Source organism: Micromonospora sp. NPDC048839 (assembly GCF_040649915.1).
Lineage (GTDB): Bacteria > Actinomycetota > Actinomycetes > Mycobacteriales > Micromonosporaceae > Micromonospora.
Genome location: NZ_JBEZGL010000030.1, coordinates 1 through 23,102, shown reverse-complemented (window position 1 = coordinate 23,102; position 23,102 = coordinate 1). Strand labels below are relative to the sequence as shown.

General features: G+C 72.2%; 23 protein-coding genes. 13 read left to right on the top strand and 10 right to left on the bottom strand.

The genetic code is table 11. The annotated features are described in order from the left end of the window. Window positions 1–75: 75 nt before the first annotated feature. The 6 genes from mug to AB0C25_RS34470 form a co-directional block, all read right to left on the bottom strand. Window positions 76–690 (bottom strand): G/U mismatch-specific DNA glycosylase, encoded by a 615-nt coding sequence (gene mug / locus AB0C25_RS34495; RefSeq protein WP_357379123.1) that lies wholly within the window; start codon window positions 688–690, stop codon window positions 76–78. 128 nt (window positions 691–818) lie between these two features. Next, the gene (locus AB0C25_RS34490; RefSeq protein WP_357379067.1) at window positions 819–1,580 is read right to left on the bottom strand and encodes an SDR family oxidoreductase; all 762 of its coding nucleotides are present in this window, start codon (window positions 1,578–1,580) and stop codon (window positions 819–821) included. Then, complete coding sequence (locus AB0C25_RS34485) at window positions 1,565–2,110, bottom strand: hypothetical protein (RefSeq protein ID WP_357379065.1); 546 nt, start codon at window positions 2,108–2,110, stop codon at window positions 1,565–1,567. Before AB0C25_RS34485 ends, AB0C25_RS34490 begins: the two co-directional genes overlap by 16 nt. After that, complete coding sequence (locus AB0C25_RS34480) at window positions 2,107–2,925, bottom strand: DUF692 domain-containing protein (protein WP_357379063.1); 819 nt, start codon at window positions 2,923–2,925, stop codon at window positions 2,107–2,109. Before AB0C25_RS34480 ends, AB0C25_RS34485 begins: the two co-directional genes overlap by 4 nt. Then, window positions 2,922–3,869, bottom strand: a complete 948-nt coding sequence (locus AB0C25_RS34475; protein WP_357379061.1) for a TIGR04222 domain-containing membrane protein — start codon at window positions 3,867–3,869, stop codon at window positions 2,922–2,924. The genes AB0C25_RS34480 and AB0C25_RS34475 overlap by 4 nt, the downstream gene beginning before the upstream one ends. 83 nt (window positions 3,870–3,952) lie before the next feature. Further along, a complete protein-coding gene (locus tag AB0C25_RS34470; protein WP_357379059.1) occupies window positions 3,953–4,525 on the bottom strand; it encodes a helix-turn-helix domain-containing protein in 573 nt (190 codons plus the stop codon). A gap of 78 nt (window positions 4,526–4,603) precedes the next feature. On the opposite strand from AB0C25_RS34470, the gene AB0C25_RS34465 reads away from it, so the two are divergent. The 3 genes from AB0C25_RS34465 (at window position 4,604) to AB0C25_RS34455 (ending at window position 7,479) form a co-directional block, all read left to right on the top strand. Beyond that, entirely contained in the window at window positions 4,604–5,464 is an 861-nt protein-coding gene (locus tag AB0C25_RS34465) for a carbon-nitrogen hydrolase family protein (protein ID WP_357379057.1), read from the top strand. Window positions 5,465–5,529: 65 nt separating this feature from the next. Further along, window positions 5,530–6,174 (top strand): HAD family hydrolase, encoded by a 645-nt coding sequence (locus AB0C25_RS34460; RefSeq protein ID WP_357379055.1) that lies wholly within the window; start codon window positions 5,530–5,532, stop codon window positions 6,172–6,174. 372 nt (window positions 6,175–6,546) lie between these two features. Continuing rightward, on the top strand, window positions 6,547–7,479 hold the full coding sequence (locus AB0C25_RS34455; protein WP_357379053.1) for an RIO1 family regulatory kinase/ATPase: 933 nt from the start codon (window positions 6,547–6,549) through the stop codon (window positions 7,477–7,479). 41 nt (window positions 7,480–7,520) lie between these two features. On the opposite strand, the gene AB0C25_RS34450 is transcribed toward AB0C25_RS34455, so the two are convergent. After that, window positions 7,521–7,769 carry a DUF2630 family protein gene (locus AB0C25_RS34450; protein ID WP_357069883.1) on the bottom strand — a complete coding sequence of 83 codons (249 nt, stop codon included), beginning with the start codon at window positions 7,767–7,769 and terminating at the stop codon, window positions 7,521–7,523. Between the two features lie 375 nt (window positions 7,770–8,144). Between AB0C25_RS34450 and AB0C25_RS34445 the strand changes: the two genes are divergently transcribed. The 9 genes from AB0C25_RS34445 to AB0C25_RS34405 all read left to right on the top strand — a co-directional run bounded on the left by AB0C25_RS34445 (window position 8,145) and on the right by AB0C25_RS34405 (window position 17,868). Continuing rightward, window positions 8,145–9,527, top strand: a complete 1,383-nt coding sequence (locus AB0C25_RS34445) for a cytochrome P450 (RefSeq protein ID WP_357379051.1) — start codon at window positions 8,145–8,147, stop codon at window positions 9,525–9,527. A gap of 18 nt (window positions 9,528–9,545) precedes the next feature. Further along, complete coding sequence (locus AB0C25_RS34440) at window positions 9,546–10,433, top strand: terpene synthase (protein ID WP_357379049.1); 888 nt, start codon at window positions 9,546–9,548, stop codon at window positions 10,431–10,433. Next, window positions 10,430–12,043: a prenyltransferase/squalene oxidase repeat-containing protein gene (locus tag AB0C25_RS34435; protein WP_357379047.1), complete on the top strand. Its 1,614-nt coding sequence runs from the start codon at window positions 10,430–10,432 to the stop codon at window positions 12,041–12,043. Before AB0C25_RS34440 ends, AB0C25_RS34435 begins: the two co-directional genes overlap by 4 nt. A gap of 79 nt (window positions 12,044–12,122) precedes the next feature. Then, on the top strand, window positions 12,123–14,690 hold the full coding sequence (locus AB0C25_RS34430) for a nitrate- and nitrite sensing domain-containing protein (RefSeq protein WP_357379045.1): 2,568 nt from the start codon (window positions 12,123–12,125) through the stop codon (window positions 14,688–14,690). 88 nt (window positions 14,691–14,778) lie between these two features. After that, window positions 14,779–15,198, top strand: coding sequence for a roadblock/LC7 domain-containing protein (locus tag AB0C25_RS34425; protein ID WP_357379043.1), 420 nt, complete (start codon window positions 14,779–14,781; stop codon window positions 15,196–15,198). A gap of 5 nt (window positions 15,199–15,203) precedes the next feature. After that, a complete protein-coding gene (locus AB0C25_RS34420) occupies window positions 15,204–15,590 on the top strand; it encodes a DUF742 domain-containing protein (protein ID WP_030337267.1) in 387 nt (128 codons plus the stop codon). After that, window positions 15,571–16,182, top strand: a complete 612-nt coding sequence (locus tag AB0C25_RS34415) for an ATP/GTP-binding protein (RefSeq protein WP_357248744.1) — start codon at window positions 15,571–15,573, stop codon at window positions 16,180–16,182. The genes AB0C25_RS34420 and AB0C25_RS34415 overlap by 20 nt, the downstream gene beginning before the upstream one ends. 85 nt (window positions 16,183–16,267) lie before the next feature. Beyond that, a complete protein-coding gene (locus AB0C25_RS34410) occupies window positions 16,268–16,603 on the top strand; it encodes a YciI family protein (RefSeq protein ID WP_357379041.1) in 336 nt (111 codons plus the stop codon). 29 nt (window positions 16,604–16,632) lie between these two features. After that, window positions 16,633–17,868 (top strand): sigma-70 family RNA polymerase sigma factor, encoded by a 1,236-nt coding sequence (locus AB0C25_RS34405; RefSeq protein WP_357379039.1) that lies wholly within the window; start codon window positions 16,633–16,635, stop codon window positions 17,866–17,868. An 11-nt stretch (window positions 17,869–17,879) separates the two neighbouring features. Here AB0C25_RS34405 and AB0C25_RS34400 read toward each other — a convergent pair whose 3' ends face one another. The 3 genes from AB0C25_RS34400 to AB0C25_RS34390 form a co-directional block, all read right to left on the bottom strand. Then, window positions 17,880–18,068, bottom strand: coding sequence for a DUF397 domain-containing protein (locus AB0C25_RS34400; protein ID WP_357379037.1), 189 nt, complete (start codon window positions 18,066–18,068; stop codon window positions 17,880–17,882). Next, window positions 18,059–18,652 carry a DUF5753 domain-containing protein gene (locus tag AB0C25_RS34395; RefSeq protein WP_357379121.1) on the bottom strand — a complete coding sequence of 198 codons (594 nt, stop codon included), beginning with the start codon at window positions 18,650–18,652 and terminating at the stop codon, window positions 18,059–18,061. The genes AB0C25_RS34400 and AB0C25_RS34395 overlap by 10 nt, the downstream gene beginning before the upstream one ends. 343 nt (window positions 18,653–18,995) lie before the next feature. Continuing rightward, window positions 18,996–21,848 carry an aconitate hydratase gene (locus AB0C25_RS34390; RefSeq protein ID WP_357379035.1) on the bottom strand — a complete coding sequence of 951 codons (2,853 nt, stop codon included), beginning with the start codon at window positions 21,846–21,848 and terminating at the stop codon, window positions 18,996–18,998. Window positions 21,849–22,100: 252 nt separating this feature from the next. On the opposite strand from AB0C25_RS34390, the gene AB0C25_RS34385 reads away from it, so the two are divergent. After that, on the top strand, window positions 22,101–22,943 hold the full coding sequence (locus AB0C25_RS34385) for a VTT domain-containing protein (RefSeq protein ID WP_357379033.1): 843 nt from the start codon (window positions 22,101–22,103) through the stop codon (window positions 22,941–22,943). The last annotated feature ends 159 nt before the right edge of the window (window positions 22,944–23,102 follow it).

Sequence of the window (23,102 nt, the reverse complement as noted above, 5' to 3'; positions counted from 1 at the left end):
TTGATTGACTTGGGTTCCCGGAAGTCGGGGCGTCATAGTCGCCCCAACCGCCCGACTTCCTTGAATCCGAGTCGATCATCGGTCGGGTGGTCCGGCGGGCCGACGGTCCGGTAGGTCGGTCGCCACGCGCAGCTCGGCGAAGGCCAGGCCCAGGGTGACCGGCTTGAAGTGCGCGTTCAGGCCGCTCGGGTTGGGTAGCACCCACAGTCGGGCGCCGACCAGCAGCTCCGGCTGCGGCCCGAAGGTGGCCTTCGGCCGTTGAAAACCGATCCGGTACGCGGTCACCCCCACCACCGCCACCCAGCGCGGCCGGTACCGGGCCACCTTCTCGGTGAGGATCGCCGCGCCGGCGAGAAGTTCCTCCGTGCTCAGCTCGTCCGCGCGGGCGCTGGCCCGGGCCGCCATGTTGGTGATGCCGAGCCCGAGCGCGGGCAGCTCGGCCTGTTCGCTCGGGTGCAGCAGCCGGGGGGTGAACCCGCCCCGGTGCAGGGCGGGCCAGAAGCGGTTGCCGGGCCGGGCGAAGTGCCAGCCCGTCGCGGCCGACCAGAGGCCCGGGTTGATGCCGACGAAGAGCACCGCCAGCCCCGGCGCGAGGACGTCGGGAATGGTCCGGTCAGCGGCCGCCGCCAGGTCCGCCCGGCTCGGCCGTGTCGTCCCGGTCGCCGCCTTGATCGACTCGGGTTCCTTGATGTCGGGGTGTCCAGGTCGCTCCGACAGCCCGGTTTCCTTGAAGCCGAGTCGATCAACGGCCGGGCGGTCGGGCTGGGCCGGCTCGGGCGGGGGCGTCACCGCAGCGGCAGGTCGGGCCCCGTCGAGGGTCACAGCCCGCGCAGCGCCCCGCCGTCGACCGGCAGGGTGATCCCGGTGAGGTAGCTCGCGGCGGGGGAGAGCACGAACGCGGCCACCCGGCCGAACTCGGCGGCGTCGCCGAGGCGGCGCAGCGGGATGCTGGCCTCCGCGGCGGCCTGGGCCTGCTCCGGGTCGCCGGTCGCGGCGAAGAGTTCCCGGTTGCGGTCGGTCAGGATCCGGCCGGGCAACAGGCCGACCACCCGTACGCCGCGCGGGCCGTAGTCGTCGGAGATGTCCTTGGCCGCGCCGACCAGGCCGGGCCGTAGACCGTTGGAGATGCCCAGGCCGGGCACCGGGCCGCGAGCCGAGGTGGAGAGCACCAGCCCGATCGCACCGCCCTCGGGCAGCGCGGCGGCGACCGTGCGGACCGCGCGGATGGTGCCCAGGAAGACCGTTTCGAAGGAGAGCCGCCACTGTTCGTCGGTGATCGCGGCGGCGTTGCCCGCCGGTGGGCCGCCGACCGAGATCAGTGCGCCGTCGAGCCGGCCGAAGTGCTCCTGGGCGGCGGCGACGAGCTGCCCCGGGGTCTCCGGGTCGGTGAGGTCGGCGGTCACCCCGACGGCGTGCTCGGGACCACCCAAACGCTCCGCGGCGGCAGCCACTGCCTCCGGATCCCGGGCCGAGAGCACCACCCGGGCACCGTCCGCGACCAGGCTCTGCGCGGTCGCGTAACCCAGGCCCCGGGAGGCGCCGGTGAGCACGTACACGCGGTCGGTCAGTCCGAGGTCCATGACTCCGATCTTGCCGCATCCGGCACGGCGTCGCCAGCAGGGGTGGATACCCGTGGGGCGGGGCGCAGCAGGCGTACCCGGCCGGCGACCTGCACCGCGACGGCGCCGCCGACGCGGCCCACCGCCGGCGCCCGGCGCGGACGCGGCGCCCGCAGCCCGTCGTAGCGCAGCCGCGCCTCCCGGACGGCCAACTCCTCGGCGGCCACCGGGGGGAGCGCCTGCTGGTCGCGCAGTGCGCGGGCCAGGTCCCAACCGTCGCGCAGTGATCCGGCGGTGGGTCGTCGGGCGGCCCAGTCGGCGAAGGTTTTCGACCACCCGGCACCGAGGCCGGCGGCGAGCAGTGGCCAGTGCCGGGCCACCTCGCCGGCCCGCTTGCCCAGCAGGGCCGCGCGGGTGGCGGCCAGCGGGCCGGGTGCGAATCCCGTCGGTGGCTCACCCCCGGCGACCAGCGCCGCGACCAGTTCGGCCTGTCGCTCGGCGAGTCCCGCCCGGGGCGCGGGAGCGGCGTCGCCGTCGGGTGCGCCCGTCATGTCACGGCCGGGAGGCCCGCCGCGGCGGCCAGGGCGTCCAGTTCGGCGCGGAGTTCGGCGGCCGGCGGGTAGTGGCCGTCGCGTTCCAGCAGCAGCCCCGGTGGTCGCCGTCGGGCGCAGAGCGCCTCGACCAGCTCCAGCACCGCCGACGGCACCGGGTCGGTGTGGGTGTCGTGGTAGAAGCCGCCGCGTTCCGCTCCGCCGGCCACGTGGACGTACGCGACCCGCTCCAGCGGCAGCCGGTCCAGCAACGCCAGCGGGTCGGCGCCCCGGTTGCGGGCGTTGGCGTGCACGTTGGCGACGTCCAACAGCAGCAGCGCCCCGGTCCGGTCGAGGATCTCGGTGAGGAAGTCCGCCTCGTCCAGCTCGTCGTCGGGCCAGTCGAGCAACGCGGCGATCGGTTCCAACGCGATCGGCACCGGAAGCTCAGCCTGTGCCCGCGCCACGTTGGCGCAGACCGCGTCGACTGCTTCCCGGCTGCGCGGCAGCGGCAGCAGGTGGCCGGCCTCCAGGCCGCCCGCGCGGACGAACGCGATGTGCTCGCTGACCAGCGGGGCGTCCAGGCGGTGCGCCACCGCGGCCAGGTGGGCGACCCGGGCCGGGTCGACCGGCTCGGCGCCGCCGAGGGAGAGCCGCACCCCATGCGGTACGACGGTGACCGCGCGCTCCCGCAGCTGCGCCAGGCCGGGTGGGAGCGGGCCGGACGCGGACACCGCCTCGGCCACCACCTCGACGAAGCGCAGCCCGGGCAGGTCGGCCACGAAGCCGGCGATCTCGGGTCGCCAGCCGATGCCCACCCCGGACGGCCCGGTCATCCGCCGCACCCGCCGCCACCGCCGCAGCCGCCACCTCCACCGCCACCTCCACCGCCGCCGCAGGAGCCGCCGCCACCGGAGCTGTCGCCTCCGCCACCGGACGATCCGTCGGAGCCGCCCGTCCAACCGCCGCTGCTGGAGATGGCCTGGCGCTGGATCTCGGCCTGCTCGGCGAATCCCGGGTCGAGCGCCCAGAGCGAGGCGGTGCCGTACAGGGCCACGCCCATCGCCGCGCCGGCCGCCCCGTAGGTGGCGTAGGCCGGCGCGGAGGCGGGCGCGAGGTGGGTGTGCTGGCGTCGGATGTCGCGCAGCGCGGCCCGTCCGGCCCGGGTGTGCCGGGGTGCCCGGCCCAGCAGCAGCACGGCGACCAGGAGCCCGGCCAGGGTGAGCAGCAGGTAGCCCACCGGACGGCCGTTGCCCAGGCCGAAGAACAGCCGGAGTACGCCGACGCCCAGCAGGGCCAGCCTGATCTTGTTCCAGAGGCTGGCCCGTTCACGCCAGGCCTCGGTCGTCAGCAACCCGCGCTGCTCCAGGCCGGTGCGGAGCTGGTCGAGCGCGGTGCGGACGCGCTCGTCCTGGGGCAGGTCCCGGACCCGCGCGTGCTGGTGGGCGGCCCAGTGGATGGCCTGGTCCAGCGGGGTGAGCCCGGTCGGCGCGGCACCGACGGTGGTCAGCCGGCGGTCCGGTCGTACGGCGATCGCGCCGCTGCCGCGCAGCCCGCCCAACGCGGCGTGCACCGCGAGCTGGGGGCCGCCGTTGAGGTACGCGACCTGCTGCGGCCCGAGCGGGTCGAGGGTGGTGGGCCGGCCCCCCGGGGCGGTCAGCAGGCGGATCCGGTAGTACACCCCGATCGCCACCAGCACGACGGCCGCCACGAGGTAGAACCGGAGGAAGGCCGGGCTGGGGATGCCCCAGGTGTCGCCCGAAGCGGCGTTGACGATCATCGACTGCTCCTGTCGCCGGAGGGGATCGGCGGCCCCATTGTGGAGCAGCCTCGCCACGGCCGGCGGACCGGTGCCCCCGGCGGTCAGCGGCGGCGAACGGCCTCCTCGACGAGGTCGAGCACCGGCCCCAGGTCACCGGCCGGTCGGCCCATCGCCAGGTGCAGCACCAGGCCGTCGTAGGCCAGCTCCAGGAACTGGGCCAGCACGTCGATCGGGACGTCCTCGCGCAGCACCCCGGCGTCACGCTGGCGCGCCAACCGGTCGCGGGTCGCCTCGGCGATCGCGGCGGACCGCTCGGCCCAGCGCTTGGCGAACGCCGGGTCGGTGCGCAGCCGGCGGGAGACCTCCAGCTGGCTGCCCAGCCAGCCGGTGGTGTCCGGCGACATGGCGCGGGCGAGCAGGTCGCGCATCACCTGCACCAGACCGTTGCGGGCCACCGTCTCCACCATGGCGGCGGCATCGTCCTCGGCGACGGCCAGGAAGAGCGAGTCCTTGTCGCGGAAGTGGTGGAAGATGGCGCCGCGGGACAGGCCGGTGGCCTCCTCGAGGCGGCGTACGGTGGCTCCCTCGTAGCCGAGCCGGGCGAAACACGCCCGTGCGGCGGCGAGGATCTCCTGCCGGCGCGCGTCGAGCTGGTCCTGGCTTACTCTGGGCACGCGTCGATCGTCGCAGGTCACCCCGGGGGCATGCAAACCGTACGTACGGCTTGGAATGTCGCCGTCTACCATCGCCCGGTGACCACGCCCCGCCCCGTGCCCACCGCCCCGCTGACCGTGGCCGCCATCCAGGCCACGCCCACGCCGGGAGACGTCGCCGGAAACGCGGTCGCCGCCGCCGACCTGGTTCGCCGAGCCGCCGACCGGGGCGCCCGGGTGGCCGTTCTGCCGGAGCTGTTCCTCTGCGCGTACCACCCGCCGACCCTCGCCGCCGACCCGGCCGGCACGGACGTCACGGCCGGTCCGGGTGGAATGGTCGCGGATCCCCGGCTCGACCCGCTGCGCGCCGCGGCGCGCGAGGCCGGCGTCACCGCGCTGGTCGGTGCCGCCGCCCGATACCCGGACGGCCGCCGGACCATCGCCGCGCTGGTGGTCGACCGGACCGGCGCGGTCCGGGTCGGCTACGACAAGCAGCAGCTGTGGGGCGACGAGCGCGAGCTGTTCAGCGCCGGCGATCGGGGCGCCACGCTGCTCGTCGACGACTGGCGGCTCGGCCTCGGCATCTGCTACGACGGCTGTTTCCCGGAGCACGGCCGGGCCGCAGCCCTCGACGGCGCACACGGTTACCTGTGCCCCAGCGGATACCTGGCCGGCTCCGAGCACCGCCGCGACCTCTACTACGCCGCGCGAGCACTGGACAACACGATGTTCGTGGTCTTCGCCAACGCGGTCGGCGGCGTCGACCCGTGGCGGTTCAACGGCGGCGCGGCGATCTACGACCCGCAGGGACGGGTGCTGGACCGGGGTGCCGACGACGGTACGGCGGTGCTGGTGGCGACGCTTGACCCGACCGAGCTCGCGGCCACCCGGGCGGCCCATTCGATGCTCGCCGACCGGCTCGCGGACCAGGGCGGCCCCCGGTCGTCGATGTCCGGCTGAGCACATCGTCAGGTCGGTACCCGCTGCATCTGTTGGCGGACACATCGGTCCCGTAGGGTGCCCGAGTGCCACTGCTCCTGCTGGACCTGGACAACACCCTGCTGGATCGGGCCGGGCCGTTCCGCCGCTGGGGTGAGCGCTTCCTGGACGGCATCGGCGCGCCCCCCACCGACATCGAATGGCTGATCTCGATCGACGCCGACGGGTTGACCGACCGTTGGGATCTCGCCGACGCCATCCGGGACCGCTACGAGCTGCGCATCCCCTCGATCGACCTGGTGGAGGAGCTGCACGACGGGGTGGTGGCGCAGACCCGGCTCGACCCGCTCACCGCCTGCGCGCTGCGGATCGCCGACGACGCCGGCTGGGTGCCGGTGGTGGTCTGCAACGGCACGGTACGTGTCGACGACGCCAAGATTCGCCGGACCGGCCTGGACCGCTACGTCGCGGACTGGGTGATCTCCGAGGAGTGCGGGGTCAGCAAGCCCAACCCGCGGATCTTCGCGCTCGCCGCCCAGCGGGTCCGGATGCCGCTGCGCGGCGCCTGGGTGGTCGGCGACAGCCCGGAGGCGGACATCGGTGGCGCCGCCGCGGTCGGGTTGCCCAGTGTCTGGCTGCACCGGGGGCGCTCCTGGTCGGACGTCCGGTTCGCGCCCAGCCGCACTGCGGACGGGCTGATCGCCGCGGTAGCCACCATCCTCGCCCGCTGAACGCCCGTCCCGCGCGCCCGTCCCGCGCGCCCGTCCCGCGCGCCCGTCCCGCGCGCCCGTCCCGCGCGCCCGTCCCGCGCGCCCGTCCCGCGCGCCCGCCCCAAGATTCGCGCAACATCCCCGATGTTGCTGCCTCGGGACGCGCGGAGGCGGCAACATCCCCGATGTTGCTGCCTCGGATCCTGGTCGGGCGGCGCGGGCGGTGCCCGGGAGTAATTCGATTGACCCGCCGACGGGCTGCGGCGAGCATTGTCGGCGCATGGTGCATCCCGGGCTTGTGCCCGGTCGAGGGAGAAGGAGGTCGGCCATGGCCGTCGTCGCCTTTCGCTGTCAGCTGCCTTCTTCAGCCTCGACCAAGGGAACCTCACCACAGTGCGCGATCACGACCTTCCGGCGCTCGAGCGCCGGAGCCGCGGCAAGAGCCGCTTCGACGACGACGAACCACAGTTTCTGAAGCGCGGGCGGCCCACCGAGCCGCCCGCGGACCCGGACAGCGACCCTGACCCGGACACCGGCGAGCGCTGGTCGTCCTGGGATGACGCCGTCCACGGACCCCAGCCGCACCCGGGCTGGTTGATCACCGAGCTGGCCGCCAAGGACACCGAGTTGGGTGTGCTGAAGACCGGCAAGGAGGCGGACGTCCACCTGGTCCGCCGGGCCGTACCCGACACCGACAGGTCCTGCCTGTTGGCGGTCAAGCGCTACCGCGAGCCTGAGCACCGCCTGTTCCACCGGGACGCCGGCTATCTGGAGGGCCGCCGGGTGCGCCGCTCCCGGGAGAACCGGGCCATGGCCAGCCGGACGGCGTTCGGCCGGCAGATGATCGCCGGGCAGTGGGCCGCCGCCGAGTTCGCCGCCCTGGCCCGGCTCTGGGACATCAGCGCCGGGAACGACCGGATCGCCGTGCCGTACCCGGTGCAGCTGCGGGGCACCGAGCTGATGCTGGAGTTCGTCGGTGACGCCGAGTCGGGGGAGGCGGCGCCCCGGCTGGCACAACTGCGACCCGATCCGGCCGAGCTGCGCGACCTGTGGGCTCAGTTGGTGGAGGCGCTGCGGGTGCTGGCCCGCGCCGGCTACGCGCACGGCGACCTGTCGCCGTACAACCTGCTCGTGCACCGGGGCCGTCTGGTGGTGATCGACCTGCCGCAGGTGGTCGACGTGGTGGCGAACCCGCAGGGGCCGGAGTTCCTGGCCCGGGACGTGCGGGTGGTCAGCACCTGGTTCGCGGCCCGTGGTCTGCCCGCCGAGCAGGTCGACCCCGGCACGTTGACAGGTGAGCTGCTGCGCGAGGCGGGCCTGCGCTGATCGGAGCGGGTCGGGCGGCACGGCCGCCCGACCCGCCGGGGTTACTGGAGGTAGCGCTCCACCTCCGGCTTGGGTCGTTCGCCCTGTGCGTCCGGGTCGCCGTGGGTGTCCCGGGCGGCCCGCCTGCGGCGCAGGAGGTCCCAACACTGGTCGAGGGACTCCTCCAGGGCGCGCAACCGCTCACTGGTCTCGCCCTCGGTGCCCGACTCGTGGGCCTGGGCGTCCGCCCGCAGCTTGTGTTCCTCGTCGACCAGCTCGGTGATCCGGTTCAGGATGGTCTTGTCGTCCATGCTCCTGAGCCTGGCACAGCGTCTTCGCGAGCGCCTGGATTCGTACCTCTGCGGGCACCCTGGGAGACCGACGGCAGGCCGCAACACACCACCCAGCGACGCGTCAATGTGCTGTTCTTCACGCTCAACGCGGGCCGGCTCACCCGGTGCTCGCCCCGCAGTGTGCCACCTGCGGGATCCTCCGGTCGTCCCGAGCGGTTCCGGATCACGGGCGCACATCGCTCGACCGACGCGAGGAATCTTCCCGATGGCTGCGCTGGTGAAGCAGATTCGTGAATGCGATGCTCTGCCCTGATGGTCACGCGCCATCGCCGAGGCAGCACGGAGCGCAACCCGCAGTGCGATGCCACCGGAGAGGATCCGTGTAGGTGAACGATGACTGAGCCGACCATCTCGGCACGCCGCGGCCCGCATGTGGCCGTCCTCCGGCGCGCGCTGCCCGCGTTGCTCCGGGATCCACTGGGCGCGATGGTCGGGCTGGCCGACGCGTCGCCCGGGCAGGTCGTCAAGCTCAACCTGGGCACCATCCGGCCGTACCTGGTCGTCGAGCCCGCACACGTCCAGCACGTGCTGCGCGACAACGCCGCCAACTACACGCGGGCCGGCGACAGCATGTTGTGGAAGTCGGTCAAGAAGATCGGCGGTGACGGCATCCTCGCCGAAGGCCCGCAGTGGGAGGCGAGTCGCCGACGGCTCCAGCCGCACTTCACCGCGAAGCGGATCGACGCGGTGGTGGACGGTCTGAGCCAGGCAATCAGCGATGCGGTCGACGAGCTGGGCGTCCCGGCGCGCAACGGCGAACCGGTCGACGCGGCCAGCGAGATCTCGAGGATCATCTGCCAGGCCGTCAGCCGGGTCTTCTTCGGCGACAAGCTCCCCGTCGCCGACGGTATGCGGATCGTCGCGGAACAGGACACCGCGGCGACCGCACTGCGCCTCCGGCTGCTCATCCCGTTCCTGCCGGACGCCGTGCCGATGCCCGGCGACCGCGCACTGCGGCGGGCGGTCCAGAACATCGACACCATTCTGCTGCCGTTGGTCCGTGCCGAGCGAGCACACGACGACGGAAGCGACGACTTCGTCGCGTCGCTGGCCCGGGGCCGTGACGCGCACGGCCACAAGCTCGACGAGCAGCGGGTACGCGACGACCTGGTGTCGATCTTCGTCACCACCACCGAGACCACGTACACGGTGCTCACCTGGCTCTTCCCGCTGCTGGAGCAACAGCCCGACGTCGCCGCGCGGCTCTACGCGGAGCTTGATCGTGTGGTCGGCCCGGGCGACGTGATCAGCCACGAACAGCTTGGCGAGCTGCGCTACACCCGGATGGTGCTCGACGAACTCGTCCGCGCCTATCCGTCCGCCTGGTTGGTGCCGCGCACCGCGATCGCCGACGACGTCGTCGGCAGCACCCGGGTCAGGGCTGGTGACACGGTCATCCTGAGTCCGTACGTGACCCAGCGACTGGCCCGCCTCTGGGACCGGCCGACGGTCTTCGACCCGGAGCGCTTCGCCCCCGACGCTCCCCGGCGCGCCCACCGGTACGCCTACTACCCGTTCGGGGGCGGCGCCCACCAGTGCATCGGCCAGTACTTCTTCCAGGTCGAGGCACCACTGATCGTGGCGACGCTGCTCAGCCGCTTCCGCTACCGGCTCTGCACGCCCGGGATGCCATCGCCGCGGCTCGCCGCGACGCTCCGACCAGGGAAACGGGTGCCGCTGCTGCTCACCCCCCATCGGCAACCGGCCCTGGCCTAGCGGGTGGCACAACCACGCATGGTTGAGGACGCACTTCAGCAGGCGGCCGAGCACGGCCGCGTCTGTGCCCTGGCCGCTCAGGGCCAACGGGACCTGCAACGGTGCCTGGCCGCCCATCCGGACCTCTTCGCCGAGGGGCCCTTCGATGGCGCTCTGACCAGCAGCATCGCGTTGGCCATCGCGTTCAGCGCGCCCTGGTGCGAGGCAGCCGAGCTGCGTCTGACCAACCGGGCGGTCCTCTGGGGGTTCGCGCTGGACTGGCAGGTGGACCGGCTGGCCGCCTCCGCCGTCGAGCTTGACCACCTGGTACGCCGGCAGCTCCTCGTCGCGGACGGTGCGTCCGCGACGACGGACGACCCGCTGGGTCACCTCCTCGCCGATCTTCTCGCCGACCTGGCCGCCGAGCCGGCCTTCGCCGAACTGGGCGGGGCGTGGCGGGCGGCGGCCCGGCGGACCCTGCACGCGATGCGGCAGGAGTGGCTGTGGAAGACGACGATGAGGAACGACCTCCAGCCGCGGCCCACCCTCACCGAGTACCTGCACAACGCGGACAACCTGGCCTGCACCGTCGTGAACGTCGTGCACTGGATTCGCACCGGCGGGGCCGACACGGAGGCGGGGCTCGACCGGCTGGTCCTCGCCAGTGACGCGGTGCAACGCGCTCTTCGGCTGGTCAACGACCTGAGCACCTACGAGCGGGACCTCCGCTGGGGCGACCTGAACGCGATCATGCTGGTGGAGGACCGGGCAGTGGTGGAGCAGGAGTTGGCGCGGCTGGTCACGGAGGCGACCGACCTGCTCGGCGAGTTGCGGGCCGACTGCCCGAGGGAGGCGGCATACCTGACCCGACAGCTTGGCTACACCACCGGCTTCTACCGGAGCACCGACTTCTGGGGTGTGTCGTGAGCACCGAGGCACTGGCCCGGGACGCCGGCGCGGCGGAGGATGCCGGGTCGACGCGCGCCGTCGAGGAGCTGATTGCCGAGCTGGGCCGGCACCCGTCCGGGCGGACATCCGCGTCGCCGTACGAGACTGGCCGTCTGGTCTCCCTGGCTCCCTGGCTGCCCCGACACGCCGACCGGATCCAGTACCTGCTCACCGGGCAGCGTCCGGACGGAGGTTGGGGCGGGCCGGACGGGTATGCGCTGGTGCCCACCCTGAGCGCCGTGGAGGGGCTGCTCGCGGCGTCGCTGCACGACGAGCCGGTGGGCTGGTCCCCGGCGGCGGTGCACGACGCGATCGACCGGGCGCTACGCCTGGTGTTCGATCGGGTGGCCGGCCCCTCGACCTGTCCCGTGCCGGACCTGCCGGCTGCGGACCTGATCGTCCCGGCACTTGTCGACTGGATCGCCGGCCACCTCGAAGATCCGCCGACGTGGTTGGCCCACTGGCGAGGCGTCGGCCCGCCGCCGATGCCCGCGGGCATGGATCGGCAGCGGCTCGACCGGGTACGCCTGCTGGTCGGCTCCGGTCGGCCGATTCCGCCCAAGCTGCTGCACGCGCTGGAGATCCTTGGGCCGGCCGCCCGGCGTGCGACAGGTGTCACCGCCACCGCCGCCGGCCCGGTCGGAGCCTCGCCGGCCGCCACCGCCGCGTGGGTCGGTAACCCCGACGGTACTCAATCCGCCGCGCTGGACTACCTGATCCGGGCGCTCGGCGAGCACGGCGGAGCGGTCCCGTGTGCCACGCCGATCACCGTGTTCGAACGGTCGTGGGTGCTGAGCACCCTGGCACGGGCCGGTGTGCTGACGAGGGTGCCGCCGGAACTGCCGGCCGGGCTGCGCGACGCCCTCGGGCCGGACGGTGCGGCAACCGGGCCGGGGCTGCCCACCGACGCCGACACGACGGCGGTGACGCTCTACACGCTGGCCCTCCTGGGTCACCCGACCGATCCGACGTGCCTGCGGCGGTTCGACACGGGGGAGCACTTCGGCACCTGGCAGGGCGAGGACGGCGCGTCGGTGACCACGAACGCGCATGTGGTGGAGGCGTTCGGGCGATGCCTCGGCGGCGACGACCCGGTCGCGGCACCGGTGCTGCGCCGGCTCACCGGCTGGCTGATCGACCACCAACACGCCGACGGTCGATGGACTGATCGTTGGCACGCCTCGCCCTACTACGCCACCTACTGCGTGGTGCTCGCACTGCTGGAGTACGGCGGTCCGTCGGCCGACGCGGCGCTGCGGCGGGCCGTCTCGTGGGTGCTCGAGAATCAGCGGGCCGACGGTTCGTGGGGACGATGGCAGGGCACGGCGGAGGAGACCGCCTACGGCCTGCTGGTGCTGCTGGCAGTGCCGCCGTCAGCCAGGATCCGTGCCGCGACGGTCGCCGCTGCTCACTATCTGTCCACAATGCAGGATGCGGCCCAGGAGAGTCCACTGTGGCATGACAAGGACCTCTACCATCCGTTACTGATCGTACGAGCGGCAGTGGTGGCTGCCCGGGCGGCGGCTGCGTCCCGGGTGAACGGTTCCGCCCATATCCCAGCAAGCCGCTGGACTGCACCGCTTGAGTGAAATTCCGGACACTGCTAGCGTGCGCCGGGCCGGGGGCTGGGCTCATTCAGCCAATCGAAACGGTCGAGGGACGGGTGGGATGGCTTCCCGCAGTGCAAGTTTGCGCACCAAAATTGTGGCCCTGCTGGTCTCACTCGCCGCGCTCTGGGCGTTCGCGGCGTGGGTGACCCTGCGCGACGGGTTCAACGTGCTCGGTGTGCAGACGCTCGACGCGCAGGTTGCCCAACCCAGTGAATCGCTGGTCACCGAGCTCCAGCAGGAGCGCCGGTTGTCGGTGGCCTACCTTGGACGTCGCGACCCGGGCTTGGCGCAGCAGCTGCAGGCCCAGCACGAGCGCAGCGAGGAGAAGTCCGCCGCCTTCGCCGAGGCGTCCCGCAACTGGCGCGCCCGATTCGCGTCGAGCGACGAATTGATCACGCGGATCGACGGGGTCATCACCGGGCTGGATGGGCTCGGCCAGATGCGGGAGGCAGTCGTCGCCGGCACGGTGGACCGGGCTGGAGCGGCGGCGGCGTACACCGGGGTCCTCGACGGGCTGTTCCGGGTGTACGGAGCCATGGGTCAGCTCGACGACGAGCAGATCGCCAAGGACACCGTCACCCTCACCCAGCTGTTCCGCGTGCGCGAACTGATGTCGCAGGAGGACGCCCTCTTCGCCGGCGTCGCGGCGGCGGGTCGCATCAGCGACAAGGAGGCAGCCCAGTTCGCGCACCTGGTGGGCGCGCAACGGTTCCTCGTCTCCGAGGCACTGCCCGAACTGCCCGACGCCGACCGTCAGCGGTACGTCCAGATGACCGAGGGGCCGGCCTTCGCCACGCTCCGGGCGCTTGAGGACCGCCTGGTCGCCAGTGCTCGACCGAACGCGCCGCTGCCGGTCGGCGCCGCTGACTGGCAGGCAGCCCTCGCTCCCGCCCTGAAGGAGCAGGAGGCTGCCACGCTGGCCGGCGGGGACGCGCTGGTTCAGCGGGCCACCCCGGTCGCGATCTGGGTCGTCATCCGGCTGGTGCTCGCCGCCGGCCTCGGTCTGCTCGCCGTCATCGCCTCCATCGTCGTCTCGATCACCACGGCCCGGGCCCTGCTGCGTCAGCTGGAACGACTGCGTCAGGCCGCCTGGCAGCTCGCCGACGAGCGGCTGCCCCGGGTGGTGGAGCGCCTCGGCCACGGCGAGGAGGTTGACGTGGCCACCGAGGCGCCTCCCCTCGACTTCGGCGACGACGAGGTCGGCCAGGTCGGCAAGGCGTTCAACGCGGTGCAGGAGACCGCCCTGCGGACCGCTGTCGAGCAGGCCGAGCTGCGGCGTAGCGTCCGCGACGTCTTCCTCAGCCTGGCCCGGCGTACCCAGGCGTTGGTGCACCGCCAGCTCACCCTGCTGGACGCGATGGAGCGGCGCGAGCACGACGCGGAGGAGTTGGAGGATCTGTTCCGGGTCGACCACCTGGCCACCCGGATGCGGCGTAACGCGGAGAACCTGATCGTCCTCTCCGGCTCGACCCCGGGCCGGGCCTGGCGGCGCAACGTGCCGATGGTCGACGTGGTGCGCGGCGCGGTCGCCGAGGTGGAGGACTACACGCGGGTCAACGTGCTGCCGCTCGGGCCGGTCTCGCTCGCCGGCCGTGCGGTCGGCGACGTCATCCACCTGCTCGCCGAGCTGATCGAGAACGGCCTGTCGTTCTCGCCACCACACACCACCGTCGAGGTGCGCGGCCAACTGGTGGCCAACGGTTTCGCCATCGAGATCGAGGACCGGGGCCTCGGCATGAGCGAGGACGACCTGGCCGCCGCGAACGACCGCATCGTCGACCAGTCGGAGCTGAACCTCGCCAACGCCGCGCGGCTCGGGCTCTACGTGGTGAGCCGACTGACCGAGCGGCACGGTGTCCGGGTCCGGCTCAAGGAGTCGCCGTACGGCGGCACCACCGCGGTCGTGCTGATCCCGACGGAGCTGATCACCGAGGGCACCGCGGACCCCGGGAACTCGGGTGGGATGCGGACCGGCGCACCGGCGATCCCACTGCCCGCAGCCCTCTCCGACAGCGTCCGCCCCGCCACCTTCGCGCTGGCCGCGCGGCCGACGGCACCGGGAACGGCCGATTCGGGCGTGCCGCAGGTCACGGCCGAGGCGGCGGCGTCGACGTCGATCGCCACCGGGACGGACCAGGCCGACGGCACCGAGGCGGACGCGGTGTTGCCCACCCGGCAGCGGGCGACGCCGGACACCGAAACGCCGGAGCTGCCCACCCGGGTCCGTCGCGCCCTGGGACAGCCGGCCCTGGACGGGCCGACGCTGCCCACCGGTCTGCCCGCGGTCAACGGCACCCGGCCGACGACCGGCACGGACACCACGGAGTCGAATGTGGACGATGACGACGGGTCCGCACCGGAGCGCGCCGCGGCGGACCGGACGAACACGGGCCTGCCGGTCCGGGTCCGGCAGGCGAGCATCGTGCCGGAGTTGCGCGACGAACCCGCGACGGAGAGCGACCACGACGACGTGGTGCGCCAGCCGGAGCAGGTGCGCAAGATGATGAGTTCCTACCAGACCGGCACCCGGCGCGGTCGGACCGACGCGGCGCGGCTGCTGGGCGGCGCCTCCGACGCCCCGCCAACAGCGGCGCCCGAGCCGGCCGAGGATCCGGAAGTGACCTGACCGGACGCCGTTGATGCGGTTTCCGCGCAGCGTGACGGTCAACCCCAGACGAGTACGGCGACAAGCCGGGCGAGAAGAGGACGACGAAGTGACCCAGAAGACGGCTTCGAGTGCCGACCTGACGTGGTTGCTGGATGATCTGGTGGGCCGGGTGAAGCAGGCCGAGCACGCGGTCGCGCTGTCCAGCGACGGACTGTTGATGGCCTCCTCCCAGGGGCTGAACCGGGACGACGGCGAGCACCTCGCGGCGATGGCGGCCGGCATCCAGAGCCTGGCCCGGGGCGCGGGTAAGCGCTTCGGTGGCGGGCAGGTGCAGCAGACCATCATCGAGATGCAGTCGTCGTTCCTGTTCGTCACCGCGGCCGGCCGCAACGCCTGCCTGGCGGTGCTCGCCACCGAGGACGCCGACGTCGGCCTGATCGCCTACGAGATGGCGATGCTCGTCACCCGCGTCGGCAAGTACGTCGCGTCGCCGTCCCGCACCGAACAGCCGGCCGGCGAGAGGTAGCGGCGATGACGGTCCAGGGGGAGTCCGCAGACCATCAGTGGGTGGATGACCACGCTGGCCCGGTCGTTCGGCCGTACGCGGTGACACGCGGGCGGGCCCGACCGGTCACCGGCACGTTCGACCTGATCTCCCTGGTCACCGCGACCCGAGCCGAGGTGACGCCGGAGGTTGGTCTCGGTCCGGAGCACCTGGCGATCGTCGGGCTGTGCCAACGCATACAGTCCGTCGCCGAGATCGCCGCTCATCTCGACCTGCCGGTGGGCACCATCCGGGTGCTCCTCGGTGACCTGGCGGCTCGCAGCCTCGTGCAGGTCCGCGAGCCGCAGACCACAGCCGGCCTTCCCGACAACAGCATCTTCGAGGCGGTAATCAATGGACTACGGGCACTCTGACCGGCCGGCGGGAGCGACCCCACTGCCCACCGCGATCAAGATCCTGGTCGCGGGCGGCTTCGGCGTGGGCAAGACGACAATGGTTGGCGCGGTCAGCGAGACCCGGCCCTTGCGCACCGAGGAGGTGCTGACGGAGTCGGGGGTCGGCATCGACGACCTGTCCGGGGTGGAGGGCAAGACCACCACCACCGTGGCCATGGACTTCGGCCGGATCACCATCAGCGACGACCTGGTGCTGTACCTGTTCGGCACGCCCGGCCAGGACCGGTTCTGGTTCGTCTGGGACGAGTTGGCGTTGGGCGCCATCGGCGCGGTGGTGCTGGCGGACACTCGCCGCCTCGCCGACTGCTTCCCGTCGATCGACTACTTCGAGGGCCGGGGCACGCCCTTCGTGGTCGCGGTGAACTGCTTCGAGGGTTCCCGCAAGTACCGGCTCGACGAGGTGCAGGCCGCGCTGAACCTGGACCCGGGGGTGCCGGTGCTGCTCTGCGACGCCCGGCAGCGCGAGTCGAGCAAGGAGGTGCTCGTCACGCTGATGGAGCACGCCATGAAGACCCGCGAGGCTCGCCGCCGCGCCGCCAACGGGAACTGACCGGGTTTTTTTCGGGAAGGGTGTCCGGAACGCGGCTGCCCGATCGTCATGCTGGCGATACCCCGAGAGACCAGGGAGCGACCAGATGAAGTACCTGATGTTCGTGTGCAGCGACACCGAGCCGGACACCGACCCCACCGAGTTGCCCGACATCCACAAATGGGTGGCGGAGAAAGACTCTCGTGGTCGCCGCCTGACCGGTAACGTGCTGGCGGCGACCAGCGCGGCCACCACCGTCCGTGTCCGCGACGGTGAGCTGCTCGTCTCCGAGGGGCCGTTCGCGGAGACCGCCGAGGTGATCGTGGGCTTCGACCTGCTCGACTGCGCCGACCTGGACGAGGCGATCGAGGTGGCGCGCAGCCACCCGATGGCCCGCGAAGGACGACTGGAACTGCGTCCGTTCGCGGACCTGAGCGACTGACGACGTTGTCCACCTCGCAGCGCCGGCCGGTGCGTGTCCAGGCACCGGCCGGCGTGGCGACGGCGGAGGCCGTCGCTGCCGCTGGCGTCGAGGCGTACCCCCGGATCGTCGCGACCCTGATCCGGGTGACCGGGGACTGGGCGTTGGCCGAGGACTGCGCTCAGGAGGCGCTGGCCGTGGCCCTGGAACGCTGGCCCGGTGACGGTGTGCCGACCAACCCCGGTGGCTGGCTGATGACCGTGGCCCGTAACCGGGCGCTCGACGTGCTGCGTCGGGCCACCGTGGAACGCCGCAAGCTGCACGACCTGGCGTTGCTCACGCCGTCCGATCCGCAGCCCGAGCCAGACATGGGGCAGGACGTGGTGGACGACCGGCTGCGACTCATCTTCACCTGCTGCCATCCGGCGCTCGCGATGGAGGCCCGGGTGGCGTTGACGCTGCGAACCGTCTGCGGCGTGCCGACCGCTGACATCGCGCGCCTGCTGCTGGTCAGCGAGTCGACGATGACCCGCCGGTTGACCCGGGCGCGCACCCGCATCACCCAGGCCGGCATCCCGTACCGGGTGCCGAGCGGGCCGGCGTTGACCGAGCGGCTACCCGGCGTCCTCGCCGTGCTCTACCTGCTGTTCACCCGGGGCTACGTCGCCGACGGCGAGCCGGCCTTCGCCGACGAGGCGGTCCGACTGGCCCGGCTCCTCGACCGGCTCATGCCGGAGCAGTCCGAGGTGGCCGCGCTGCTGGCGCTGTTCCTGTTCCAGCACTCCCGCCGCGACGCCCGCCGGGATGCCGCGGGCGCCCTGCTCACCCTGGAGCGGCAGGACCGCGACCGGTGGGACCGCGCCGGCATCGCCGAGGGCCTCGCCGCGCTCGATCGGGTACGCCGCGACGGGCCGTACGCGTGGCAGGCCCGGATCGCCGCGTGCCACGCCACCGCCGCCTCGGCCGATGACACCGACTGGCCGGCGATCGCTCGGGCCTACGACGCGCTCGCCGACATCCGCCCCTCGCCGGTGATCGCGCTCAACCGTGCGGTCGCCCGGGGCTACGCGTACGGGCCGGCCGCCGGGTTGGACCTACTCGACGCGGCACACGACGGGGGAGGGTTGGTCGGTAACCCGCTCGCGGTGGCCGTACGGGCCGATCTGGTTGCCCGCCAGGGTGACCGGACACGCGCTGCCATCCTGTTCCGGGAGGCGGCGGCAGCGGTGGGATCGATCGCCGAGCGCCGTGCGCTGCTCGACCGGGCGGCCGAACTCGCCGGCTAGGGCAGTGGCGGTCAGCCGCGCTTGGCCCACACCAGGAATCGGGTCCAGGCCGTCGGGTCGAAGGCGAGCGCCGGACCGGCCGGGTCTTTCGAGTCGCGTACGCCGATGACGCCCGCGAGGTTGTCGGCCACCTCGACGCAGTTCCCGCCGTTGTTGCCACTCCTGGTGCTCTTGCGCCACCGAGCGCCGGTCAGGTCCATGATGCCGCCGCTTCTCTGAGGAGATTGAGGGACTGCGCACGCGACAGGGCTCCATCGCGAATGCGCTCCCACCGTCGATCCAGGCTAGCAAGGTCTGCGGTCTTGTCGATGAGCTGCGCCTGTGCCTGGCTGTCGACGTGCGCGACCCGCCCCCCGTCCGGCATTTCCGCGATGGTGAACGGCCCGCCGAGGCCCGGATACATGCCGACGTCGGCGGGCACGACGAACAGCGACACGTTCGGCAGCGTGGCCTGCGCGGCCAGTTGTTCGCACTGCTCGCGCATCATGGCCCGGTCGCCGTCGAGGGTGCGCCGGAGGATTCCCTCGTCGAGGACCGCGATGATGCGCAGCGGGCGTTCCCGACGCAGGACGGCCTGCCGACTCAGCCGCGCTTCGGCGAGATCGTCGGCCTCGGCAGGCGTCAACGCCTCGCCGACAAGCGTCGCCAGCGCGTACGCCTTCGTTTGGAAGAGGCCGGGTACCCACGCGAGTTCGAACCACCGCAGTGACAGCGCTTCGCGCTCGATCTCGGCCCAGGGCCGGAACCCATCCGCGACCTGCGCGGCCGACCGGGCGGCCCCGATCCGGTCGCCATCGTCCGCCGCTTCCTGTGGTTTTTGCCGCTCACCGACGAGGAGGCCCGCGCGGTCGCGCTGAGGCTGCGCTGAGCACGAAAACCGGTCGGGCTCCTGAGCTGGTCGCACCACTTGTACGCCCTTTGCTCTGCTTCAACGGGCGCAACAGAAAGGGCTGTCAGCGTTGCGCCGAGTGAAGCAGAGCAAAGGGCTCGACGCAGCACTCCGGGGCACCGGGACGATCGGCGTTTCGCCCGCTCGGTCTGCCGGCTCGAGCGCGAGCGTCCGCCGGCAGACGGAGAAGGGCCGCTCCCCGCCAGCGCGGGAAGCGGCCCTTCTCAGGTCTACGCGATCAGTTGGCGATCATGCGGCGCAGCACGTACTGCAGGATGCCGCCGTGCCGGTAGTAGTCCGCCTCACCGGGGGTGTCGATCCGCACCACCGCGTCGAACTCCACGCCGGTGTCGGTGCTGACCCGCACCGTGCGCGGGGTGTCGCCGTCGTTGATGGCGGTCACCCCGGTGATGGTGAACGTCTCGGTGCCGGTGAGACCGAGCGACTCGGCGGTGACGTCCACCGGGAACTGCAACGGCAGCACACCCATGCCGATCAGGTTGGAGCGGTGGATCCGCTCGTACGACTCGGCGATGACCGCCCGCACACCCAGCAGCATCGTGCCCTTGGCAGCCCAGTCCCGCGACGAACCCGAGCCGTACTCCTTGCCGGCCAGCACGACCAGCGGGATGCCGGCCTCCTGGTAGGCCACGGAGGCGTCGTAGATCGAGGTCTGCTCGCCGGTGAGGTGGTTGACGGTGAAGCCACCCTCCACCCCGGGGACCAGTTGGTTGCGCAGCCGGATGTTGGCGAACGTGCCCCGGATCATCACCTCGTGGTTGCCCCGCCGGGAACCGTACGAGTTGAACTCGTGACGCGGCACGCCGTGCTCGGCGAGGTACGTGCCGGCCGGAGAGTCGGCCTTGATCGCGCCGGCGGGCGAGATGTGGTCGGTGGTCACCGAGTCACCCAGCTTCGCCAGCACCCGCGCGCCGGCGATGTCCACGACCGGGCTCGGCTCCTGCTGCATGCCCTCGAAGTACGGGGGCTTGCGCACGTAGGTGGAGTCGCTCTCCCAGGCGAAGGTGTCGCCGGTCGGGGTGGGCAGCGACTGCCACCGCTCGTCGCCGGCGAAGACATCGGCGTACGCGGCACTGAACCCGGTCGCGCCGATCGCCTGGGCGATGACGTCCTGGATCTCGGTGCTGTTCGGCCAGATCTCCCGCAGGTAGACCGGGTTGCCCTCGGTGTCCTCACCGATCGGCTCGTTGGCCAGGTCGATGTCCATGGTGCCGGCGAGCGCGTACGCGACCACCAGCGGCGGGGACGCCAGGTAGTTCATCTTGACGTCCGGGTTGATCCGGCCCTCGAAGTTCCGGTTGCCCGACAGCACCGAGACGACCGACAGGTCGTGCTCGTTGACCGCGGCGGACACCTCTTCGGGCAGCGGTCCCGAGTTGCCGATGCAGGTGGTGCAGCCGTAGCCGACCAGGTTGAAGCCGAGCTTGTCCAGGTACGGGGTGAGGCCGGCCCGCTCGTAGTAGTCCATGACGACCTTCGAGCCCGGCGCCAGGGTGGTCTTCACCCACGGCTTGCGGCTCAGGCCCTTGTCGACGGCGTTCCGGGCCAGCAGCGCGGCACCGATCATCACCTGCGGGTTGGACGTGTTGGTGCAGGAGGTGATCGCGGCGATCACCACGGCGCCGTGGTCCAGCTCGTACTCGACGCCGTCGGCGCCGGTGACCCGTACCGGCTTGCTGGCCCGACCGCCCGCGCCGACCGCCGCGGTCTCCAGGTCACGCGGCTCGTCGGCCGGGTCGCTGAACTCGTTGGCCGGCGGGTCGCTGGCCGGGAAGGACTCGGCGCTGGCCTCGTCGGCCGGGCCGTTGGCGCCGCGCGGCAGCTCCTCGCGGGGAACGCCCGGCTTGAAGTCACGCTCGCCGGCCGAGTCGTCGGAGACGTAGTCGGTAAGCGCCGAGCGGAACAGCGTCTTGGCGCTGCCCAGCGGCACCCGGTCCTGCGGGCGCTTCGGGCCGGCGAGCGACGGCTCGATGGTGGCGAGGTCCAGCTCCAGGCGCTCCGAGTAGTCCGGCTCGTGGTTCGGGTCGTGCCAGAGGCCCTGCTCCTTGGCGTACGCCTCGACGAGAGCGACCTGCGCGGCGTCGCGACCGGTCAGCTCCAGGTAGCGGACCGTCTCCGCGTCGATCGGGAAGATCGCCACGGTGGAGCCGTACTCCGGGGACATGTTGCCGATGGTGGCCCGGTTGGCCAGCGGCACGGCGCTCACGCCGGGGCCGTAGAACTCGACGAACTTGCCGACCACACCGTGCTTGCGCAGCATCTCGGTGATGGTCAGCACCAGGTCGGTGGCGGTGGTGCCGGCCGGCATCTCACCGGAGAGCTTGAAGCCCACCACCCGGGGGATCAGCATGCTGACCGGCTGGCCGAGCATCGCGGCCTCGGCCTCGATGCCGCCGACGCCCCAGCCCAGCACACCCAGGCCGTTGACCATCGTGGTGTGCGAGTCGGTGCCGACCACGGTGTCCGGGTACGCCTGGCCGTTGCGCTCCATGATGGTGCGGGCCAGGTACTCGATGTTGACCTGGTGCACGATGCCGGTGCCCGGCGGGACGACCTTGAACTCGTTGAACGCGGTCTGGCCCCAGCGCAGGAACTGGTAGCGCTCCTTGTTGCGCTCGTACTCCAGCTCGACGTTGCGGGCGAACGCGTCCTCGCGGCCGAACAGGTCGGCGATCACCGAGTGGTCGATGACCAGCTCGGCCGGGGCGAGGGGGTTGACCTTGCTGGCGTCGCCGCCCAGGTCACGCACGGCCTCGCGCATGGTGGCCAGGTCGACCACGCAGGGCACGCCGGTGAAGTCCTGCATGAGCACCCGCGCCGGGGTGAACTGGATCTCGACGCTCGGGGCGGCGCTCGAGTCCCACGCGCCGAGCTGCTCGATGTGGTCGGCGGTGATGTTCGCGCCGTCCTCGGTCCGCAGCAGGTTCTCCAGCAGGATCTTCAGGCTGTACGGCAGTCGTGCGTGGCCGTCCACCTTGTCAATCTTGAAAATCTCGTAGCTCGCGTCTCCGACGCGTAGCTGGGTCTTCGCACCGAAGGTGTCGAGGCTCGCCACGTCGTACTCCTTCACACCAGCGACCGTAAGTAGTCCTGAGCAGTCTGTCGCACCGGTCGGGGTACCGCCGAGGTTAGGTGACACTTACCGCCCGATCACGCTCTTAACAAAACCGTACGTCCGTCTTGCTATTTGCGCAACCCGAGTGTCGGCCTCCAGCCCACCCTCACCCCTAGCCTCCTAGGACGGCCTACGGGGGATGCGGAGGACCACCGAGCCAGCTGGCCGCGGGTAGGGTTCGGGGCCCGGTCGGAGAAGGGGTCAACCGTGTTCGACGTCCAGCACTGGCTCGTGTCGCTGCCACCGATCGCGGTATACCTGCTCGTCGGCGGCGTCATCGGCGTGGAGAGCATGGGCATCCCTCTGCCGGGCGAGATCGTCCTGGTCAGCAGCGCACTGCTCGCCGCCACGGGCGTGGTGGAACCGGAGTGGGTGGCCACCGCCGCGGCCACCGGCGCGATCGTCGGCGACTCCATCGGGTACGCGGTCGGCCGGCGCGGTGGTCGGCCACTGCTGGCCCGACTGGGCCGGCGGTTCCCCCGCCATCTCGGACCCGCCCAACTCGTCCGAGCCGAGCAGAGCTTCGCCCGCTACGGCGTAAGGGCTGTGTTCTTTGGCCGCTTCGTCGCGCTGCTGCGGATCCTGGCCGGCCCGCTCGCTGGGGCACTGCGGGTGCCGTACCGGCGATTCCTGCTGGCCAACGCCGCCGGTGGGCTGGTCTGGGCGTTCGGCACCACCTACCTGTTGTTCAGCGTGGGCCGGGCGGCCGAGCACTGGCTCAAGGACATCTCCTGGGCCGGACTGGTCCTCGCGGTGCTCGCCGGTCTGGCCAGCACCTGGTGGCTACGCCGACGAGCTCACCGCATCGGGGCAACCGAGCCCGCGGTGGACGCCGAGCCCGCGGCGGACGCCGAGCGGGCGGTGGACGCCGAGCGGGCGGTGGGTGCTGGGCCGGCGGTGGACGCCGAGCGGGCGGTGGACGCCGAGCGGGCGGTGGACGCCGAGCGGGCGGTGGACGCCGAGCGGGCGGTGGACGCCGAGCGGGCGGTGGACGCCGAGCCCGCGGTGGGTGCTGAGCCAGCGCGGTCCGCCGGCCCGCCGGCTGGCTGAGTCGCTGGCGGCCGGGACGGCTCATCGTCTTCGGTAGTTGCTGGTTGAGGACGCGTGGACGCTCACGCCGAAGGGCCGGACCCCGGTGGTGGGGTCCGGCCCTTCGGCATGCGGTGTGGTGTGGTGGTGTGGGGGTCAGCTGGTGGCGTAGCCGCGGGT

Excerpts from the sequence above, each read along its gene's own strand:
- AB0C25_RS34490 (WP_357379067.1), bottom strand. The coding sequence starts at position 1,580 with ATGGACCTCGGACTGACCGACCGCGTGTACGTGCTCACCGGCGCCTCC.
- AB0C25_RS34485 (WP_357379065.1), bottom strand. The coding sequence starts at position 2,110 with ATGACGGGCGCACCCGACGGCGACGCCGCTCCCGCGCCCCGGGCGGGA.
- AB0C25_RS34480 (WP_357379063.1), bottom strand. The coding sequence starts at position 2,925 with ATGACCGGGCCGTCCGGGGTGGGCATCGGCTGGCGACCCGAGATCGCC.
- AB0C25_RS34475 (WP_357379061.1), bottom strand. The coding sequence starts at position 3,869 with ATGATCGTCAACGCCGCTTCGGGCGACACCTGGGGCATCCCCAGCCCG.
- AB0C25_RS34450 (WP_357069883.1), bottom strand. The coding sequence starts at position 7,769 with ATGGACGACAAGACCATCCTGAACCGGATCACCGAGCTGGTCGACGAG.
- AB0C25_RS34445 (WP_357379051.1), top strand. The coding sequence starts at position 8,145 with ATGACTGAGCCGACCATCTCGGCACGCCGCGGCCCGCATGTGGCCGTC.
- AB0C25_RS34440 (WP_357379049.1), top strand. The coding sequence starts at position 9,546 with ATGGTTGAGGACGCACTTCAGCAGGCGGCCGAGCACGGCCGCGTCTGT.
- AB0C25_RS34430 (WP_357379045.1), top strand. The coding sequence starts at position 12,123 with ATGGCTTCCCGCAGTGCAAGTTTGCGCACCAAAATTGTGGCCCTGCTG.
- AB0C25_RS34420 (WP_030337267.1), top strand. The coding sequence starts at position 15,204 with ATGACGGTCCAGGGGGAGTCCGCAGACCATCAGTGGGTGGATGACCAC.
- AB0C25_RS34415 (WP_357248744.1), top strand. The coding sequence starts at position 15,571 with ATGGACTACGGGCACTCTGACCGGCCGGCGGGAGCGACCCCACTGCCC.
- AB0C25_RS34410 (WP_357379041.1), top strand. The coding sequence starts at position 16,268 with ATGAAGTACCTGATGTTCGTGTGCAGCGACACCGAGCCGGACACCGAC.
- AB0C25_RS34400 (WP_357379037.1), bottom strand. The coding sequence starts at position 18,068 with ATGGACCTGACCGGCGCTCGGTGGCGCAAGAGCACCAGGAGTGGCAAC.